The sequence below is a fragment of the Shewanella piezotolerans WP3 genome (genome assembly GCF_000014885.1).
Lineage (GTDB): Bacteria > Pseudomonadota > Gammaproteobacteria > Enterobacterales > Shewanellaceae > Shewanella > Shewanella piezotolerans.
Genome location: NC_011566.1, coordinates 1,214,610 through 1,234,526, shown reverse-complemented (window position 1 = coordinate 1,234,526; position 19,917 = coordinate 1,214,610). Strand labels below are relative to the sequence as shown.

At 43.7% G+C, this 19,917-nt stretch carries 16 protein-coding genes and 2 tRNA genes; 2 read left to right on the top strand and 16 right to left on the bottom strand.

Annotated elements, in window-relative coordinates:
* Positions 1 to 75 precede the first annotated feature (75 nt).
* Positions 76 to 969, bottom strand: a complete 894-nt coding sequence (gene nlpI / locus SWP_RS05410; protein WP_020911396.1) for a lipoprotein NlpI — start codon at positions 967 to 969, stop codon at positions 76 to 78.
* 205 nt (positions 970 to 1,174) lie between these two features.
* The gene (pnp, locus tag SWP_RS05405; protein WP_020911395.1) at positions 1,175 to 3,280 is read right to left on the bottom strand and encodes a polyribonucleotide nucleotidyltransferase; all 2,106 of its coding nucleotides are present in this window, start codon (positions 3,278 to 3,280) and stop codon (positions 1,175 to 1,177) included.
* A gap of 198 nt (positions 3,281 to 3,478) precedes the next feature.
* On the opposite strand from pnp, the gene SWP_RS05400 reads away from it, so the two are divergent.
* Positions 3,479 to 5,527, top strand: coding sequence for a putative bifunctional diguanylate cyclase/phosphodiesterase (locus tag SWP_RS05400; RefSeq protein WP_020911394.1), 2,049 nt, complete (start codon positions 3,479 to 3,481; stop codon positions 5,525 to 5,527).
* A 405-nt stretch (positions 5,528 to 5,932) separates the two neighbouring features.
* Here SWP_RS05400 and rpsO read toward each other — a convergent pair whose 3' ends face one another.
* The 14 genes from rpsO to rlmE all read right to left on the bottom strand — a co-directional run bounded on the left by rpsO (position 5,933) and on the right by rlmE (position 19,295).
* The gene (gene rpsO / locus SWP_RS05395; protein ID WP_020911393.1) at positions 5,933 to 6,202 is read right to left on the bottom strand and encodes a 30S ribosomal protein S15; all 270 of its coding nucleotides are present in this window, start codon (positions 6,200 to 6,202) and stop codon (positions 5,933 to 5,935) included.
* A 126-nt stretch (positions 6,203 to 6,328) separates the two neighbouring features.
* Positions 6,329 to 7,279, bottom strand: coding sequence for a tRNA pseudouridine(55) synthase TruB (gene truB, locus SWP_RS05390; protein ID WP_020911392.1), 951 nt, complete (start codon positions 7,277 to 7,279; stop codon positions 6,329 to 6,331).
* On the bottom strand, positions 7,279 to 7,707 hold the full coding sequence (gene rbfA / locus SWP_RS05385) for a 30S ribosome-binding factor RbfA (RefSeq protein ID WP_020911391.1): 429 nt from the start codon (positions 7,705 to 7,707) through the stop codon (positions 7,279 to 7,281). The genes truB and rbfA overlap by 1 nt, the downstream gene beginning before the upstream one ends.
* A 67-nt stretch (positions 7,708 to 7,774) precedes the next feature.
* The gene (gene infB / locus SWP_RS05380) at positions 7,775 to 10,477 is read right to left on the bottom strand and encodes a translation initiation factor IF-2 (protein WP_020911390.1); all 2,703 of its coding nucleotides are present in this window, start codon (positions 10,475 to 10,477) and stop codon (positions 7,775 to 7,777) included.
* A gap of 26 nt (positions 10,478 to 10,503) precedes the next feature.
* Positions 10,504 to 12,003, bottom strand: a complete 1,500-nt coding sequence (gene nusA / locus SWP_RS05375) for a transcription termination factor NusA (protein WP_020911389.1) — start codon at positions 12,001 to 12,003, stop codon at positions 10,504 to 10,506.
* A gap of 27 nt (positions 12,004 to 12,030) precedes the next feature.
* Positions 12,031 to 12,486 carry a ribosome maturation factor RimP gene (gene rimP, locus SWP_RS05370; RefSeq protein ID WP_044555691.1) on the bottom strand — a complete coding sequence of 152 codons (456 nt, stop codon included), beginning with the start codon at positions 12,484 to 12,486 and terminating at the stop codon, positions 12,031 to 12,033.
* 159 nt (positions 12,487 to 12,645) lie between these two features.
* Positions 12,646 to 12,722, bottom strand: a tRNA-Met gene (locus SWP_RS05365).
* A gap of 105 nt (positions 12,723 to 12,827) precedes the next feature.
* Positions 12,828 to 12,914 (bottom strand) — tRNA-Leu (locus SWP_RS05360).
* 110 nt (positions 12,915 to 13,024) lie between these two features.
* Positions 13,025 to 13,360, bottom strand: a complete 336-nt coding sequence (gene secG / locus SWP_RS05355; RefSeq protein ID WP_020911387.1) for a preprotein translocase subunit SecG — start codon at positions 13,358 to 13,360, stop codon at positions 13,025 to 13,027.
* A gap of 2 nt (positions 13,361 to 13,362) precedes the next feature.
* Positions 13,363 to 14,145 (bottom strand): triose-phosphate isomerase, encoded by a 783-nt coding sequence (gene tpiA, locus SWP_RS05350; protein ID WP_020911386.1) that lies wholly within the window; start codon positions 14,143 to 14,145, stop codon positions 13,363 to 13,365.
* A gap of 185 nt (positions 14,146 to 14,330) precedes the next feature.
* On the bottom strand, positions 14,331 to 15,668 hold the full coding sequence (gene glmM / locus SWP_RS05345) for a phosphoglucosamine mutase (protein WP_020911385.1): 1,338 nt from the start codon (positions 15,666 to 15,668) through the stop codon (positions 14,331 to 14,333).
* A gap of 82 nt (positions 15,669 to 15,750) precedes the next feature.
* A complete protein-coding gene (gene folP, locus SWP_RS05340) occupies positions 15,751 to 16,623 on the bottom strand; it encodes a dihydropteroate synthase (protein ID WP_044555690.1) in 873 nt (290 codons plus the stop codon).
* Positions 16,624 to 16,651: 28 nt separating this feature from the next.
* On the bottom strand, positions 16,652 to 18,595 hold the full coding sequence (gene ftsH / locus SWP_RS05335; RefSeq protein WP_020911383.1) for an ATP-dependent zinc metalloprotease FtsH: 1,944 nt from the start codon (positions 18,593 to 18,595) through the stop codon (positions 16,652 to 16,654).
* Positions 18,596 to 18,665: 70 nt separating this feature from the next.
* Positions 18,666 to 19,295 (bottom strand): 23S rRNA (uridine(2552)-2'-O)-methyltransferase RlmE, encoded by a 630-nt coding sequence (gene rlmE, locus SWP_RS05330; RefSeq protein ID WP_020911382.1) that lies wholly within the window; start codon positions 19,293 to 19,295, stop codon positions 18,666 to 18,668.
* 91 nt (positions 19,296 to 19,386) lie between these two features.
* On the opposite strand from rlmE, the gene yhbY reads away from it, so the two are divergent.
* Positions 19,387 to 19,686, top strand: a complete 300-nt coding sequence (gene yhbY / locus SWP_RS05325) for a ribosome assembly RNA-binding protein YhbY (RefSeq protein WP_020911381.1) — start codon at positions 19,387 to 19,389, stop codon at positions 19,684 to 19,686.
* The last annotated feature ends 231 nt before the right edge of the window (positions 19,687 to 19,917 follow it).

Here is a 19,917-nt window from a genome sequence, read left to right as displayed (position 1 = left end):
TTAAAACGAATTCAAAATCGCATTCAAGCAATAAAAAAGCCTCCTTAAAGGAGGCTTTTGCAAGATCAATAATACCTAGTTAACTGCAGGTGCCATTGCAGCGGCAACTCGTGCAAGCTCAAGACGTGCATATCTATGCTCAACAAAATCATAGATGTTTGTTGCTAATGCTAAACGAAAGTAATTAGCGGCCTCGGCATTATCACCCCGTTGCTGGGCTATTTTTGCCATATAGAAGTAGGCTTCACATAAACGTTCGGCATATTCATTCGGGTGCTTTAAGCCCTCTTTAGCTAGCGCAAACACAGCTTCTTTATCTTTTTTACCTAGGTAGTAATCAACTAAGGTGCTTGACCAAGCATCTGGATTCAGCTTAGCGCGGTTCTCAACCATTCTGACGGTAGCAGCTTGCTCATCGATCTCTCTTTCAGCAAGGAAAAGCCATAACACGCGATAACCATCAGATGGGTCACGGTTATAGAACATATCCATATCAGATACGGCTAACTCAGAGCGCTCTCCATAATAAAGCGAGATGCCGCGGTTCAAATAGGCATAGTCGTAGTCAGGAGACAACTCAAGCACAGCATCAAATGCTTCATAAGCGCTTTCGAATTCATTTTCTTGGGTATAGTAAATACCGAGGAAATTATAGGCATCGGCTAGGTTAGGCTGTAACTTCAATGCCTGATGGAAATCGATTCGGCTTAAAATACGTAAGCCAACTCGGTCATAAATAACACCGCGGTCATAATGGAAACGCGCACGCTGTTCCTGGGTTAACTCTACACTAGATAGGATTTCATTTAGTTTGGCTAGCGTAATCTCGAGCTTATAGTCAGGGGAAACGGGAGCGACTTTAATAGCGTCAGGTTGGTTACTACCTGCTTGGGTTGATACACATCCGGTCAGCAATATACTGATCCCAGCCATCACTGCAATTGCAGTGGTACGCATCTTTTGATTCATCCATTTAACCTTTTGAGTTCAGCAATAGCTCCAATCATAGCAATCCCCTGTTACTACTGCTATCAAGGAATTGAAAAATACTCTCATTTACAGTAAATAATTACCAGCGACAGCGTTAAACCTTCATACATACGCTAGAAGAGGTTATTAGCGCTCACAAAAAAGGAGGCCACATGGGCCTCCTTTTAAATAAACGGTTTAAGGTTTATTCTGCAGCAGGAGCTTCAGCTTTTGGCGCAGCTTCTTTCATAGAAAGACGCACACGACCTTGGCGGTCAACTTCCATAACTTTAACTTTAACTTCTTGGCCAACTTCTAGGTAGTCAGACACATTTGCAACACGCTCTTCAGCGATTTGAGAAATATGAACTAGACCATCTTTGCCAGGAAGAATTGTCACGAATGCACCGAAATCGACGATACGAACAACTTTACCGTTGTAAACAGTTCCAACTTCAACTTCAGCAGTGATCTCTTCGATACGACGAATAGCTTCTTTAGTTGCTTCGCCATTTGAAGAAGCAATCTTAACTGTGCCGTCATCTTCAAGCTCAATCGTAGTGCCAGTCTCTTCAGTAAGTGCACGAATTGTTGCACCACCTTTACCAATAACGTCACGGATCTTCTCAGGGTTAATCTTAAGAGTTGTGATACGTGGTGCGTGGTCAGAGATATCTTCACGATGTGAACCAATGGCTTGGTCCATTACATTTAGAATATGTACGCGCGCGCCATAGGCTTGTTGCAGTGCAATCTGCATGATGTCTTTAGTGATACCTTCAATCTTGATATCCATCTGCAAAGCAGTAATACCGTCACGAGTACCAGCTACTTTAAAGTCCATATCACCAAGATGATCTTCATCACCTAGGATGTCAGAAAGAACAACGAAGTCGTCGCCTTCTTTAACTAGACCCATTGCGATACCTGCAACCGATGTTTTAATCGGTACACCTGCATCCATAAGCGCAAGTGAAGTACCACATACAGAAGCCATTGAGCTTGAACCATTTGATTCAGTGATCTCAGATACTACACGAACGCTGTACGGGAACTCTTCAGCTGAAGGCATAACAGCGTTAATACCACGCCATGCTAACTTACCATGACCAATTTCGCGGCGCTTAGGTGAACCAACAAAACCAGTTTCACCCACTGAGTACGGAGGGAAGTTATAGTGCAGCATAAAGCGGTTTGTGTACTCGCCCATGATGCTATCAACTTTCTGTGCATCACGCTCTGTACCAAGAGTACAAGTAACTAGTGCTTGAGTTTCGCCACGAGTGAACAGTGAGCTACCGTGTGTACGTGGAAGTACGCCAGCCATCACGTTTAGTGCACGAACCATATCTGGCTCACGACCATCAATACGTGGGTTACCCGCAATGATACGGCTACGAACGACTTTCTTCTCTAAGCTACCAAGCAGACCGTCGATTTCGCGCAAATCAGCTTCTGGGTTTTCAGCCAAAAGTGCTTCTTTAGCAGCAGATTTAATTACGCCAACTTGAGTGTAACGATCTTGCTTAACTTCGATTTGATAAGCTTCAGTAAGACCTGCTTCAGCCAGGTCTTTAATCTTAGCTACAAGCTCTTGATCTTGAACTGGAGCAGTCCAATCCCATGCAGGCTTGCTAGCTTCAGCTTTTAGTTCACTAATCGCATTAATAACAACTTGCTGTTGTTCATGGCCATAAACCACACCGCCAAGCATCACTTCTTCAGGTAGAGAAGCCGCTTCCGATTCAACCATCAGAACCGCGCCTTCAGTACCCGCAACAACTAGATCTAGCTCACTATCAACAAGCTGAGTGACATCTGGGTTAAGAACGTATTCACCGTTTGTGTAACCGACACGTGCAACCCCTAGTGGGCCGTTGAAAGGCAGACCAGAAATAGCTAGTGCAGCAGAAGTACCAATCATCGAAATAATGTCAGGATTGATTTCAGGATCAACAGAAACTACTGTGATAATTACCTGAACTTCATTCTTGAAGCCATTTGGGAATAGTGGACGAATTGGACGGTCAATGAGGCGTGCAATCAATGTTTCGCTTTCAGATGGACGACCTTCACGTTTGAAAAATCCACCAGGGATCTTACCAGCAGCGTATGTCTTTTCCTGGTAATTAACGGTTAGCGGGAAAAAGTCACGACCTGGCTCTTCAGCTTTCTTTCCGACAACAGTAACAAGGACTGTTGTATCACCCATACTTGCTAAAACAGCAGCGTCTGCTTGACGTGCGATAACACCAGTTTCTAATGTAACTGTGTGCTGACCATATTCAAAACTCTTTACGATTGGATTCACGTGAACCATTCCTTAAATTTAATTACCTTAATTACGCGCGTAAGTATACTGCAAGTTTATTCAATAGATAAAGAGAATAGATTAATGACAAAGCGGAATCTTTTCTCTAAAGTGGGCATATTACAATATCAATGTTTCCCTAAACACAACTACCTACCTACACAAGCATACATAAGCTATTAAAATAAAGGAAAAAAGTTGAAAAAGGAAAATTTTAAGTCACTGACTTGGAAGCAAACCATACTTGTTGTTTCTTCAACGTTATTTTTTGCTTTTGCAATTTTTCTAGTTGAAATTTCGCTAGTTTTTGTCAATGAACGCCAACAGTTGATTTCAACCCAGCAAGAATTACTCAATTCTGTCGAGCAACCAGCAACAAATGCGGTTTGGGCAATGGACGAGACATTGGCTGCTCAAACCATACAAGGTCTATTAAAGGTTGATAATATTGGTTCTGCAACCATTGAACTTGATGATAAAAGCCTTTTTGTTGTCGTCAAAAATTCGAACGATATGCAAATTTCAGGGTTGTTCACAAAAATAAGCAAAGAACTTTTTGGCGATCTAAATCAAGTATCCCGTTTATTATACCGCCCCATTTCCACTAATAACTATCAACAAGAGCTAATAGGTCAGCTAACGGTTCATTATGATGTGCAGAAGCTGACTCTCTCGCTATTTTCAACCTTACGTTACAGTTTGTGGGCAACCTTAACCCGCGCCTTTCTACTTACTCTGTTGCTATCAATTGTTTTCCATCGATTCTTAACCCAACCTATTGCTAGGATAAGTGAAGCCATCGATAAAATAGATCCCGAATCGCCGGCTGAAAACCTGCTTCCAACATCACGAGCCCACAGAGATGACGAACTTGGCCTTGTAACCAGTAAGCTCAATCAAATATTGGTGCAGTTCTCAAGAACACAAAACAAACTGAGAAAAATGGCGACAAGAGATGCGTTAACAGGCTTACCCAATAGGGCACTTCTACTTGAAACCATTGCGGTCACGATACAAAGAGCTAAAGTTCAGAAAGTGCAGTTTGTATTGTTATTTATTGATTTAGACAGGTTTAAAAATATCAATGACTCCCTTGGCCATGCCTTGGGTGACCAATTTCTCGTGCGGATCGCTCGGATTTTAGAAGATTCTGTTGCTGAAAAAGGCACGGTGGCACGCCTAGGTGGTGATGAATTTGTTATTCTAGCTGACGGTCTAACCACACCATGCCAAGCCGCTGACTTTGTCAGTAAATTGTTACTCAAACTCAACACGCCAATGCAGTTGAATGAGCATGCAATCCATCCTGCAGCATCTATAGGGATATCTATCTTTCCTGATGATGGTCTAGCGGCTGAAGATCTTATCCGCCACGCCGATATCGCCATGTACAGCGCCAAAGCGGCAGGAACTAACCAGTGGGCCTTTTTCAAACAACAGATGACTGAGCGCGCCGCAGTGCGATTAAGAACCGAAGCATCATTGCATGATGCACTTATAAATAAAGAGTTTGTTTTACACTTTCAACCTAAGCTCGATATTCAAACAGGGCAACTAATTGGCTGTGAAGCCTTAATAAGGTGGCAGAAAGACGGCAGATTAATTAGCCCCATGTCATTTATACCTGTCGCGGAAGAAACTGGTATTATTATCCCACTTGGACAATGGGTAATAGAAGAGAGTTGTCGTACCATTAAGAAGTGGCAAAATGAATACAACTTTTCTTTACCTATTGCTGTCAATGTTGCCTCACAACAGTTCGAACATTCAAGCCTCGTACCTGATATCAAAAAGGCTGCGCTGCGCTATCAAATAGCACCAGAGTTATTGGAGATTGAGATCACTGAGACCTCATTAATGAATGATGTTCAGTTAGCGATAAAGAAGCTAGATGAGTTGCGTTCAGCTGGTTTTGGCATTGCTGTAGATGACTTTGGTACTGGCTACTCTTCGTTGTCATATCTACGTCACTTACCAATCACCACGATGAAAATAGACCGCTGTTTTGTATCTGATCTTCCGAAAGAAAGTGCTATAGCTTCAACAATATTGATGTTAGGGAAACAGCTGGATTTAAAGATAGTCGCAGAAGGCATTGAAAACGAAGCCCAGTTAACGTGGTTACAAGAACGTGGTTGCTTAATTGGGCAAGGCTATTACTTCAGTAAACCCCTACCGCTAAACATATTTGAAGATAAATATATTAAGCAACATAGCACTGAGGCGAAAACGCTAAGCTCTCGCTGACGGAACAAATATTCATATTAATACCAATTGCATTAAGTATTTGACCATTTCAGAGCCCCTCAGCCTTTTCAATTCAAAGCGCATTGGTAAAGAAATGGTTATTCCCTTTTAAGCCAATGCAAAGCAGAAGTGGAAAGACTGAAGGGCTCACGTAGTGCGGGTTTCAAAACGCTGTATGCTTCGCTATGGGGTTTGGATATAGAATAACTATTAGCTCAAATCCCACTACTTGCCTACAACGTTTTGAATTCCCGCTGAATGGTCAAACTTTTAATGCAATTGGTATAATTCGTACAAACAATTATTTTGTGTTTCAGTAGGTACAGCCAAGCATTGCTAAATTGCAGGCACAAAAAAAGGAGGCTATGCCTCCTTTTAATAGGTCGAACGTTATCTAATTAAAGATTAACGACGTAGACCTAACTTCTTGATAAGCTCTTGGTAACGAACATTTTCAGTACGCTTAAGGTATGCAAGAAGTTTACGACGTGTGCTAACCATACGTAGTAGACCACGACGTGAATGGTGATCATGGATGTGCTCTTTGAAGTGACCTTGTAGGTGGTTGATCTGCGCAGTTAGCAGAGCAACTTGAACTTCAGAAGAACCAGTATCATTTTCACAACGACCAAATTCAGCTAGGATTTTAGCTTTAGCTTCAACACTTAGTGACATTTCTATCTCCAAAATAATAATTAAAAATCTTTAGCCGATCACTAACTCAGCCAAAGTGAGCGCGCTATTCTACCCATTAAGCTAAGTAGTAGCAACTAGATTTCTTACTCGCATCGCAAATAATTGCTATTGAGCTGCCTCATCTCTTAAAACAATAAGTCGCTTCGGCGCAAGCAGTCCATCATCATTCATCTGACCAATGCCAACAAACCTACGCTCAACACCTAAAGTGATACGCACAAGCTCATCAACGGGCAAATTTGCAACCTGGACAGGGTTACCATTCATTAAGAACGGCGCTATATCATCGGAGACGTTAATCTCTTTGAAATCACTCACCGCAGTATCCATCGGTAGAAGAAGCGGATCTAATACCTCAGCTAAAGTCAATGACTCAGCTTCAACCTTAGTAACAAGCGCTTCAAGCTCTGCTAGAGAGACCATATTGTCGTATGGATAACCCGCGACTTGAGTACGTCGCAGCATTATCACATGAGCGCCACAGCCGAGCATCTCACCCAAGTCATCAGTAATGGTTCGGATATAGGTCCCTTTAGAGCAATGAATATCTAAGGTTAACTCGTCGCCTTCTAGGCTAATAAAGTTAAGCTCAAATACATTGATAGGACGTGCTTCACGCGGTACTTCAATGCCTTCACGGGCATATTTATACAAGGGCTGACCTTGATATTTAAGCGCTGAATACATTGACGGCACTTGCATCGTTTTACCGCGAAAATACTCAAGTGCTGTATCAAGCTGCTCTTGAGTAAAGTCAATTTCACGAGTCTGAACAACTTCACCGTCGGAATCGCTAGTGTCAGTGCGCTGACCAAGCTTGGCGGTGACGAGGTAACGTTTATCAGCATCGAGAAGGTGCTGCGAAAACTTGGTCGCTTCACCTAAGCATATAGGCAACATGCCTGTGGCTAAGGGATCAAGCGCACCAGTATGACCCGCTTTGTTTGCATTAAAAAAGCGTTTCACTCTTTGCAATGCAAAGTTCGAGCTCATGCCAGTGTCTTTATCAAGCAACAACACACCATCTATATGACGACCACGAGAACGACGAGCCATTACTTGTCGTCCTCAGCCTTGTCACCGTCTTGCTTAGCATTTTCAACTGTGCCGTGCTCTTGCTGCTTAGCTTCATCATCACTGATCACTCGGCTAACCAGGTTCGACATGCGCATACCTTCAACCAGCGAACTGTCATAGATAAAACGCAGTTCAGGCATCACGCGTAACTTCATACGACCTGCAACCAGTGAACGGATATAGCCTGCTGCGGCATCTAATGCTTCAACTTTCTCTTGAACAAGCTTTTCATCTTCTTCAAAGAAAGTAACAAACACCTTTGCGTAGCTTAAATCACGTGAAACATCAACGTCATTGACCGTTACAAAGCCAATACGAGGGTCTTTCATATCACGCTGAAGAACGACAGCTAACTCTTGTTGCAGTTGCTGTGCAATACGGCGTGTACGACTAAATTCTTTTGCCATAATATATTTGCCATTTACTTTAAAAAATAAAGGCGGCTTACGCCGCCCTTATAATTAATAAGATAGATTACAAGGTACGTGCAATCTCAACGGTCTCGAAGACTTCAATCTGATCGCCAACTCTGACGTCATTATAGTTCTTCACACCGATACCACATTCCATTCCGTTACGGACGTCGCTAACATCGTCTTTGAAGCGGCGTAGAGATTCTAGCTCACCTTCGTAAATAACAACGTTTTCACGTAGAACACGGATTGGAGCGCTACGCTTAATAGTACCTTCAGTCACCATACAACCAGCGATTGCACCAATCTTAGGAGACTTAAATACGTCACGAACTTCAGCAAGACCAATAATTTCTTGTCTAAATTCTGGCGCTAGCATGCCACCCATCGCGTCTCTAACTTCATCAATCAATTGGTAGATGATGCTATAGTAACGTAGGTCAACACTTTCGCTATCGACGACTTTACGCGCTTGTGCATCAGCACGAACGTTAAAGCCAACCATAATAGCGTTAGATGCTGCTGCTAATGTTGCGTCTGTCTCAGTCAGTCCACCTACACCGCGAGCGATGATGTTAACTTTAACTTCGTCAGTTGATAGCTTATTAAGCGAATCAGCGATTGCTTCAAGCGAACCTTGTACGTCAGCTTTAAGTACCAAGTTAAGCTCTTGAACTTCACCTTCAACCATATTGGCGAACATGTTTTCAAGCTTTGACTTCTGCTGGCGAGCCAGCTTAACGTCACGGAACTTGCCTTGACGGTAAAGTGCAACTTCACGCGCTTTACGCTCATCACGTACAACAGTAGCTTCATCACCAGCTGATGGCACTCCAGAAAGACCTAAGATCTCTACCGGAATAGATGGACCTGCTTCAGTAATTGCTTTACCGTTTTCATCTTTCATCGCACGGACTTTACCGTACTCAAGACCACAAAGAACGATATCGCCCTGCTTCAGTGTACCTTCTTGTACAAGCACTGTTGCAACTGGACCACGGCCTTTATCAAGCTTAGATTCAACAACAACACCAGCAGCCATACCTTCACGAACTGCTTTAAGCTCTAATACTTCAGACTCTAGAAGGATACCTTCTAGTAATTCATCAATACCTTCGCCGCTCTTAGCTGAAACGTGAACAAACATGTTCTCTCCGCCCCAGTCTTCTGACATTACGCCATGTTGAGACAGCTCAGACTTAACACGCTCAGGATCTGCTTCCGGCTTATCAATCTTGTTCACTGCAACAATCAGTGGTACACCACCTGCTTTAGCATGCTGGATAGCTTCGATTGTTTGTGGCATAACGCCATCGTCTGCAGCAACAACAAGAATAACAATATCAGTTGCCTTGGCACCACGAGCACGCATTGCGGTAAACGCAGCGTGACCAGGAGTATCAAGGAAGGTGATCATGCCGTTACCCGTTTCAACGTGGTAAGCACCAATATGCTGGGTAATACCACCCGCTTCGCCAGAAGCAACTTTTGCACGACGAATATAATCAAGTAGCGATGTTTTACCATGGTCAACGTGACCCATGATAGTTACTACTGGTGCACGTGGTTCAACTTTAACGTCACCGTTACGATCAGCAAGAACTTGATGCTCGAGCTCATTTTCACGAGTCAGAATCACTTTGTGACCCATCTCTTCAGCAACTAGCTGTGCAGTCTCTTGGTCTAGGACTTGGTTAATCGTAACCATAGAGCCCATTTTCATCATCTGCTTGATAATTTCAGTTGCTTTAACTGACATCTTTGAAGCAAGTTCAGAAACTGAAACCGTTTCACCAATGCTAACTTCTGCTTTAACAACAACGGCAGATTTATTAAATGCTTGATCCATAGACTCTGGTGCAACGCTACGTGCATTACGTGAGTTACGTGAGTTACGGTTATCACGACGGTTATCTTTACCGCGCTTACCTTTGCCGCCTGGACGGCCTGAACCCGCATTTGAGTTTGAGTTGGCATTATTGCCAGCATTTGCAGAAGGCTTACGAGGACGACGTCCACGTTTTTCAGCATTAGCATCAGCGGTATCTTCAGCTGCACGAGCTTCTGTAGAAGTCGTTACATGGTGATCGCCTGTCTTCTCTGCTTCTTTACGAGCTTTTTCTTCATCAGCCCAACGTTTAGCATTTTCTTCAGCTAAACGACGTGCTTCTTCAGTAGCTGCGGCAGCTTCAGCATCAGCCTTGGCTTTAGCAACTTCATCTTTAGCTGCTTGAAGCTTATCTGCTTCATCTTTAGCGGCTTTTTCGTCTGCAGTTTGTGCAGGAGCTGCTTCTTGCTTCTCTGACTTAGCTTTAGCTGCTTTTTCAGCTTTCGCTTTAGCTTCTGCATCAGCTTTTTGCTTTGCTTCAGCATCGGCTTTAGCCTTAGCTTCTGCTTCAGCTTTCGCCGCAGCAGCTTTCGCTTCTTCTTCAGCTTTCGCCGCAGCCGCTAATTCAGCTTCTGCCGCTTCGTCGCGTTTAACAAAAGTGCGCTTCTTGCGAACTTCTACTTTAACGTCTTTAGATTGACCGCCACTTCCCGCAACGCTCAATGTAGACACCGACTTACGCTGTAATGTCATCTTTTGTGGTGCAGCATCGCCACCATGTTGCTTCTTAAGAAAATCAAGCAACTGCTGTTTTTCAGATTCAGAAACCGTATCGTTCGCCGATTTCTTGATACCAGCCTGAGAAAATTGCTCGACCAGTCGATCAGCGCTTTTCCCAACTTCTTTGGCTAGTTTGTCTACTGTAGTATCTGCCATTATTAAATTCCCCTCTGTTGATCGACTTATGCTTCTTCGCCAAACCAACAGATATTACGGGCAGCCATAATGAGCTCACCTGCTTTTTCTTCTGTTAATTCTTCAATTTCGATCAAATCATCAATGCCTTGTTCGGCTAAATCTTCTAGCGTGATTACGCCTTTGCTTGCCATTACGAATGCCAAATGTCTATCCAAACCTTCTAACGCTAGTAGGTCTTCACTTGGTTCAGCACCATCAAGTGCCTCTTCAGTCGCAAGTGCGCGAGTCGAGATCGCAGCTTTTGCACGTTCTCTTAAAGACTCAACGATATCTTCGTCAAACCCTTCAATTTCTAGTAGTTCTGAGCTTGGTACGTAAGCAATCTCTTCTAAAGAGGTAAAGCCTTCGTCAGCCAAAACTTGAGCAAACTCGCTATCTACGTCTAATGACTCGATGAACAAGTTAACTACTTTAGCGCTCTCTGCTTGATGCTTAGCTTTCATATCATCAACAGTCATTACGTTAAGTTCCCAACCAGATAGTTGAGTTGCTAAACGAATGTTTTGACCATTACGACCAATTGCTTGCGCTAAGCTATCAGCTTCAACAGCGATATCCATAGAGTGGTTGTCTTCATCTACAATGATTGAAGCAACATCAGCTGGCGCCATACAGTTGATAACGTATTGCGCTGGGTTATCGTCCCAAAGCACGATATCAACACGCTCACCGCCAAGCTCGTTTGAAACGGCTTGAACACGTGCACCACGCATACCAACGCACGCACCGATAGGATCGATACGACGGTCGTTAGACTTAACAGCAATCTTTGCGCGAGAACCAGGATCACGAGCAGCGCCCATGATTTCGATCATTTCGTCTTGAATTTCTGGCACTTCAACACGGAAAAGCTCAATGAGCATCTCTGATTTAGTGCGAGTCAAGAATAGCTGTGCACCGCGCGCTTCTGGGCGTACCGAGTAAAGCAATGCTCTAACACGGTCACCAGGGCGGAAAGACTCACGTGAGATAAGGTCTTCTTTGAACAGTACGCCATCAGCATTACTACCCAAATCAACAACCACGCTTTCACGGTTACTTTTCTTAACGACACCAACGATTAGCTCACCTTCGCGATCACGAAATTGGTCAACAATCTGTGCGCGTTCAGCTTCACGTACTTTCTGAACGATGACTTGTTTCGCAGTTTGCGTCGTAATACGGTCAAATGCCACTGAATCGATTTCATCTTCGATAAAGCCACCAAGCTCAATCTCAGGATCGTCGTATACAGCTGCTTCGAGCGTAATTTCGCGGAAAGGGTTCTCTAACGGCTCGCCAGTGTCCTCAACAACCATCCAACGACGGAATGTTTCGTAACCACCAGTTTTGCGATCAATGGCAACACGTACTTCAATGTCACCTTCATATTTTTTCTTGGTTGCTGTGGCTAGTGCAATTTCCAACGCTTCAAAAATCTTTTCGCGAGGTACACCTTTTTCATTTGAAACCGCCTCAGCGACTAGCAGGATCTCTTTATTCATTCTCTTGCCTCGTTCACCTTGAATTCATCAAAACTTAGCGATTAAATTGCCTTTGCGGATATTATCCAAAGCAATTATCAGTTCGTTGCCGTCTACCGACAGAGTAAGCATTTGCCCCTCTATGCCAATAACGGTTCCTTTTAAATTACGACTACCTGCAACAGGCATCGTCACTTGTACTTTTACAGTTTCACCGATGTAAAGTTGATACTGTTCAGCAGTGAACAGTGGTCTATCTACACCAGGTGAAGAAACTTCGAGTGTGTACTCTGTTGAGATTGGGTCTTCAACATCCATTACAGCACTAACTTGACGACTGGTCTCTGCACAGTCCTCAATAAAAATGCCTTTTTCGTTGTCTATATATAGACGCAAGATAGAGTGCTTACCTGCTTGAATATATTCCAAACCCCAAAGCTCGTGGCCTAATGCTTCAACTGGTGCTTTGAGCATCTCTACCAGTTTGCGTTCTAATGTAGCCAAGGTTACCCCCAGAAAAACAAAAAAGGGCCTAATAGCCCCAGTAAAAAGTCATTTTCATGACAGTTTTGTAAGTCCCAGATAACAAAAAACCCCGTAATGACGAGGTTGATATATCCAGAACCTGTAACAGTATAGGATCTAAATCCTTTACTGGGAAGCTGGTTGCGGGGACCGGATTTGAACCGATGACCTTCGGGTTATGAGCCCGACGAGCTACCAAACTGCTCCACCCCGCGACAACTTGTGCAAGTATATTGAGAATCGACTCTACTTGCAATAATAAAGGGCTTAACTAGCCACTTTATTACCTTTGACTTGGTCATTAAACAAAATCAAAGATTTGGTGCGGATGGGGGGACTTGAACCCCCACGAGCTTTCGCTCACCAGCCCCTCAAGCTGGCGTGTCTACCAATTCCACCACATCCGCATAATTTCTACGTTAATTGTTGTTAATAATGACTACGTTTAGAGGTTAATAGTCATTGCAACAATCGCTATTAATCTATTTGATTAATAGGTTCCATAAGTCACTATGGATTAGTCAGGGATTTTATCTTCTGACTTTTCAGCGCCCTGCTGAACTTGCTCAACAGCTTGTGCTGCATCGCTACCCAAATCGTTCCATGCATCTTCAGATTGAGTGTGGTTTGCACTTAAGTTACCAATAGTAAGACTTAAAGCAAAAAACGCTATCGCTAAAATTGCAGTTGAACGAGTCAAGAAGTTACCAGAACCTGATGAACCGAACAGAGTACCAGATGCACCGGCGCCAAAAGAGGCCCCCATATCTGCACCTTTACCTTGCTGGATTAGGATCATGCCTACAAGACCAATCGCTACCAACAAGTAAACAACCATTAGAACTTCATACATATTTATGCGCTCATCGCTATCGTACATAGACTGAGAAATTCAGTAGCATTGAGGCTAACACCGCCAATCAAGCCACCGTCTACATCAGGCTGCGCAAATAAATCTGCTGCGTTACTCGGTGTTACGCTACCACCGTACAAAATCCTGATATTTTCTCCGATAAATGGAGATACTTCAGAGAGGCGTTTGCGAATAAACGCATGAACTTCCTGTGCCTGCTCTGGCGTAGCGCTCTTACCTGTTCCTACTGCCCATAATGGCTCGTAAGCGATAATTGCGTTGTCAAAAGCCATGGTGCCATTTTTTTCAATGACCACGTCTAACTCTTCAGCAATAACTTCAAAAGTACGTCTTGCTTCACGAGCTGGACCTGACTCACCAACACATAAGATTGGCGTCAAACCATGTTTTTGAGCTGCAGCAAATTTCTCTGCTACTATGTCACTCGTCTCTCCGTACATACGGCGACGTTCTGAATGGCCAATAATAACATATCGGCATCCTGAATCTTTTAACATCTGCCCAGATATTTCACCAGTATAAGCACCGAAGTCATGTTGACTGACATTCTGCGTACCCATTCTGACAAGACAACCATTTAAGGCTTCTTTATTTTCATCTAGCAGCTGTCGAACACTTTCTAAATAAATAGAAGGCGGACACAAAACTACTTCCGCTGAATCATTTTGGAGCTTGGTAGCGAATTTTTTGAATAGCTCTTGCGCGAGTTGCGCACTGCCATTCATTTTCCAATTACCAGCGACCATGGGACGTCTTAGTGCCATCACTGTCTCCTCTGAAAGCGGCGTGAATAATAGCGAACCACTTGTTAACTTACAATACCTAAAGGCGTAATTTTTAATAAACTCGGTTAGAACGCATATTTTTTACGCGAACAAGGCGATATATGCTTGAGATGCTTGTTTTTACAGCATCATCAACACCAAAAAATTCTAACCAAGCAGCAAGTCTACACTAGATTACGGACAGCATCTGCTATGTCGTTTGCAAATTGCGTTACGTCAGCGCGATCGTCACCCTCTACCATCACCCGAAGTAAAGGCTCTGTGCCAGACTTACGCAACAGCACACGGCCTCTTGCACCAAGTTTCTGTTCAACCTCGGCTTTAGCTGCCAAGACAACTTCTGACGACAACGGGTCATCAGCACCTTCAAAACGAACATTGACCAATACTTGAGGCAACATGGTTATGCCGGCGGTGAGCTCTTCAAGGCTAGCGCTTTGACGACACATTGCTGCGAGTACCAGTATCCCCGCCACAATACCGTCACCAGTTGTACCATGATCAAGGTTTAGAATGTGGCCAGAGTTCTCGCCTCCAATCTTCCAATCATGCTCTTTTAATAACTCCATCACATAACGGTCGCCCACTTTAGAACGTACAAACGGAATATCAAGCGCCTGCAGTGCTAAGTCTAGGCCTAGGTTAGACATCAATGTTCCAACGACTCCGCCTTGCAATACGCCACGCTTTTGCGCATCACAGGCTAGGATATAAAGAATTTCGTCGCCATCAATCACCCGACCATGACGGTTAACCATCATGATCCGATCACCATCACCGTCTAGTGCTATACCTAAGTCGGCATTTTCTTCCAGCACAGTTTCACAAATTTTAGCCATCGAAGTTGCACCAACTTTGTCGTTGATGTTCAAGCCATTAGGTTTATCACCAATCGCGATAACTTCAGCGCCAAGCTCTTTAAATACGCTAGGTGCGATGTGATATGTAGCCCCGTGGGCACAATCTACAACAATCTTTAATCCACTTAATGTTTGCTCAGCCGGGAAGTGACTTTTACAGTATTCAATATAACGGCCAGCAGCATCATCGATACGACCCACTTTGCCCAATAAGTGAGACTCTACGCAAGTTAATGGTTTTTCCAATTCAGCTTCGATTTCAAGCTCTACCGCATCTTCTAATTTACTACCATCGGTATAAAAGAACTTAATACCATTATCATAATAAGGGTTGTGTGATGCGCTGATCACTATGCCTGCTTCTGCGCGGAATGTACGTGTTAAATAAGCAACGGCAGGCGTCGGCATTGGGCCAATAAGCATGACATCAAGACCCGCAGCAGATAAGCCAGCCTCTAGTGCTGATTCAAATAAATACCCTGAAATACGGGTATCTTTACCAATAATCACTTTATGTGTTCCGGCACGAGATAATACACGTCCTGCCGCCCAACCCAGTTTGAGAGCAAGCTCAGGTGTCATCTTGCCCGCACCGACCTTGCCACGAATACCGTCGGTACCAAAAAATTGTCTTTGCTTCACGAAAACTCCAAACTAATAACAGTGGGTAGAAACGAATGCACATATTCTACCAAATAATACTTCATTTAAGCTGAACAAGAGTCTAGCTTAAATCCTTGTAATTTTTTGTCGCGCTGAGTACAGCCATCATATCGGCTGTTTCCTGTACATCATGTACACGCACTATATCGGCTCCCGCCTGCAGGGCTAACATATTAGCAGCAAGCGACGCGCTTAATCTTTGTGATACATCACGATTAAGTAACTGACCGAACATGCTTTTTCGAGACATTCCTGCTAACAAAGGAAGCCCGAAAACATCAAATTCAGCAAAGCGCTGTAATATTTCATAATTATGCGCTAATGATTTACCAAATCCAAATCCTGGATCAAGCACAATATTGTCACGCTTAATACCTGCTTGAACACATTGTTCTATACGCTGCTTAAAAAACGCCGCTATATCTTCAACAACGTCGGCATAGATTGGGGCTTGCTGCATCGTACGAGGTTGCCCTTGCATATGCATAAGGCATACGGGAACATTAAGCTCACAGGCCGCTGCTAATGCACCAGGCTCTTGTAAGGCTCTAACATCATTAATGAGCTGTGCACCAGCAGCGACAGCTGCTCTCATTACTTCTGGCTTACTGGTATCAATCGAGATCCAAATATCATGATGCTTAGATACATATTCTATTAGCGGAATAACTCGTGCGAGCTCATCGGCCACGCTTACATCTTTAGCACCAGGTCTGGTAGACTCGCCACCAATATCAATAAACGTCGCCCCATGTTCAACCATGGTATCTGCTTGAAGGCAGGCTCTTTCAAATGAAGAGTATGCGCCACCATCAGAAAAAGAGTCAGGGGTAACGTTAAGGATCCCCATAATAACCGCTGTAGATAAATCTAATGATTTGTCACCACAAGTTAATATCGACAAAATAAAACTCCATAAACAAGAAAGCCCCATAATGGGGCTTTCTCAAATTAACTAAAGATTACTTAGCAGGTGATTCGTCCGCATCAGTTACATCAGTTTTTCGCTCTTCAGTGTCGTCAGTGTTCTCTTTCTTCTCAGAAGAAGCACCGTTGCTGTCGTTATCATCAGACTGCTGGTCTTTTTCCCACTCAGCAGGCATACGCACTTCACGACGTTCCATTAAGTCATCAATCTGATTTGAATCAATGGTTTCATACTTCATCAAAGCATCTTTCATTGCATGGAGAATATCCATATTTTCAGTCAAATACTTTTGAGCTCTTTCGTAGTTAGAGTCAATCAACATCTTAACTTCAGCATCAATAATTCGAGCAGTGTCGTCTGACATATGCTGTGATTTACCCATGCTACGACCTAAGAAGACTTCGTTCTCATCTTCAGCGTAAAGTACTGGACCTAACTTCTCAGAGAAACCCCATTGCGTCACCATGTTACGCGCGATAGATGTCGCGTACTTAATATCTTGCGACGCACCAGTCGAAACTTTCTCTGTTCCGTAGATAATCTCTTCAGCTAGACGGCCACCATAAGCAACTGAAATCTGGCTTTCAAGTTTACGTCGACTTTGACTAATCGCATCCGCTTCAGGCAAGAAGAAAGTAACACCCAGGGCACGGCCACGTGGAATAATAGTAACCTTATGCACAGGATCGTGCTCAGGCACTAGACAACCAACGATAGCATGACCCGCTTCATGGTATGCGGTCATCTCTTTTTCTTCTTCAGACATCACCATCGTACGGCGCTCAGCACCCATCATGATTTTGTCTTTTGCGCTTTCAAACTCTTCCATGCCAACGACACGGCGACTGTTACGAGCAGCAAACAGCGCCGCTTCATTAACAAGGTTAGCCAAGTCAGCACCAGAGAAACCAGGTGTACCACGAGCAATAACACTTGCCTTAACACCGTCAGCTAAAGGTACTTTACGCATATGCACTTTAAGAATTTGCTCACGACCACGAACATCTGGTAAACCAACAACAACCTGACGGTCGAAACGGCCTGGACGTAATAATGCAGCATCAAGTACGTCGGGACGGTTAGTCGCTGCGATGACAATCACACCTTCGTTACCTTCAAAGCCATCCATTTCAACCAGCATTTGGTTCAATGTCTGTTCACGCTCATCATGACCGCCACCCACACCTGCGCCACGCTGGCGACCAACAGCATCGATTTCATCAATGAAGATAATACAAGGAGCAGACTTTTTAGCTTGTTCGAACATGTCACGTACGCGAGATGCACCAACACCAACAAACATTTCAACAAAGTCTGAACCTGAAATAGTAAAGAAAGGCACTTTAGCTTCACCAGCAATGGCTTTAGCAATTAGCGTCTTACCTGTACCTGGAGGGCCCACGAGCAAAACACCTGTAGGAATTCGGCCACCCAACTTTTGGAAACGTGTTGGCTCTTTCAGGTAATCAACCAGCTCTTTAACGTCTTCTTTGGCTTCGTCACAACCAGCAACGTCAGCAAAAGTCGTTTTAATCTGGTCTTCGCTCATCAATTTGGCTTTACTCTTACCAAATGACATCGCGCCTTTACCACCACCACCTTGCATTTGACGCATGAAGAAAATCCACACACCAATAAGGAGTAGCATTGGGAACCAAGAGATAAAGATTTGGGTCAAGAAACCCGACTCTTCCGCTTCTTGGCCTTTCATCATGATGCCTTTACGGTCAAGATCATTAATTAGATCTAGATCCGGCATTGGCATAATGGTGACAAATTTCTCACCTGTACGCTTAGTCCCTTCAATGGTACGTTGATCGCTTTTCACTTCAACAGTACTAACCTGTCCAGCTTTTACGTCATCCAAAAAGGTAGAATAATCCATCTTCTGCTTATTTGAAGAAGAGGGGGAATAGCCCTGAAAAACTGACATCAATACAACAGCGATGACAACCCAGAGAATTAAATTTTTAGCCATGTCACTCAAATTACTCGACCTCTTTTTAAAGTCTTTCGAAAACTAATGTTAGAGTACTTACGATAGATTACTATAACTTGTACCCAGTCGCCACAAGATAGACTTCACGCGATCGTGGTCGCGAAGAATCTGGCTTACGTGTTTTAACCGTTTTAAATGCTTCTTTTACTGCTTTCATGTATTCGTCAAAGCCCTCCCCCTGAAAGACCTTAACAGCAAAACAGCCATTAGGTGCCAAAACTTGATGACACATGTCTAATGCAAGTTCTACCAAATACATAGCACGAGGTTGGTCTACCCCGCCAGTCCCACTCATGTTTGGTGCCATATCAGATAACACGACATCCACTTTTGCATCACCAACTCGAGTCAGTAGCGCATCAAGTACTTTTTCCTCGCGAAAATCCCCTTGCAAGAAATCTACACCTACAATGGGATCCATAGGCAAGATGTCACATGCGATAACTTTTCCTTTGTCTCCAGCAAGTTTAACGGCCACTTGTGACCAACCGCCGGGTGCGGCACCTAAATCAACAACCGTCATCCCCGGACGAATAAGTTTATCTTTCTCTTGGATCTCTTCTATCTTAAAGGCCGCTCTTGACCTAAAACCGCGTTTTTGCGCGAGTTTGACATAGTGATCATCGAAATGTTCTTGCATCCAGCGAGATGAACTAGCTGTTCGTTTTTTACCTGACATTTAAAATCCGCAACAATTGAGAGTTACACAAAGCATATATAAGGGTAGAATAGCGGCTTTTCAACAGTAACTCAGCATAAAGTTGGTATAAATGAACTTAACAACCAAACAAAAACAGCACTTAAAGGGCTTAGCGCACAGTTTGAAGCCTGTAGTGATGCTTGGTGGCAACGGCCTGACTGAAGGTGTACTGGCTGAAATTGATAGTGCACTCTCTCATCATGAATTGATTAAAGTGAAAATAGCCTCTGGTGACAGAGAGCTTAAAAATGCAATCGTCGACGCCATCGTACGTGAAACTCAAGCTGTTCAAGTTCAGCTTATTGGTCACGTTTTAGTACTGTTCCGTCAGTCTGAAGAAATGAAAATTGCTGTGCCTAAGGCAAAGTAGTTAGCAAAAAGCCTCTTTTATCCACGAAAGATGCTTTAGCGAGATAGATAAAAAGAGCCGCTGATTATTTAGCGGCTCTTTTTTTACGCCTTATACCAATTGCATTAAGTATTTGACCATTTCAGAGCCCCTCAGTCTTTTCAATTCAAAGCGCATTGGTAAAGAAATGGTTATTCCCTTTTAAGCCAATGCAAAGCAGAAGTGGAAAGACTGAGGGGCTCACGTAGTGCG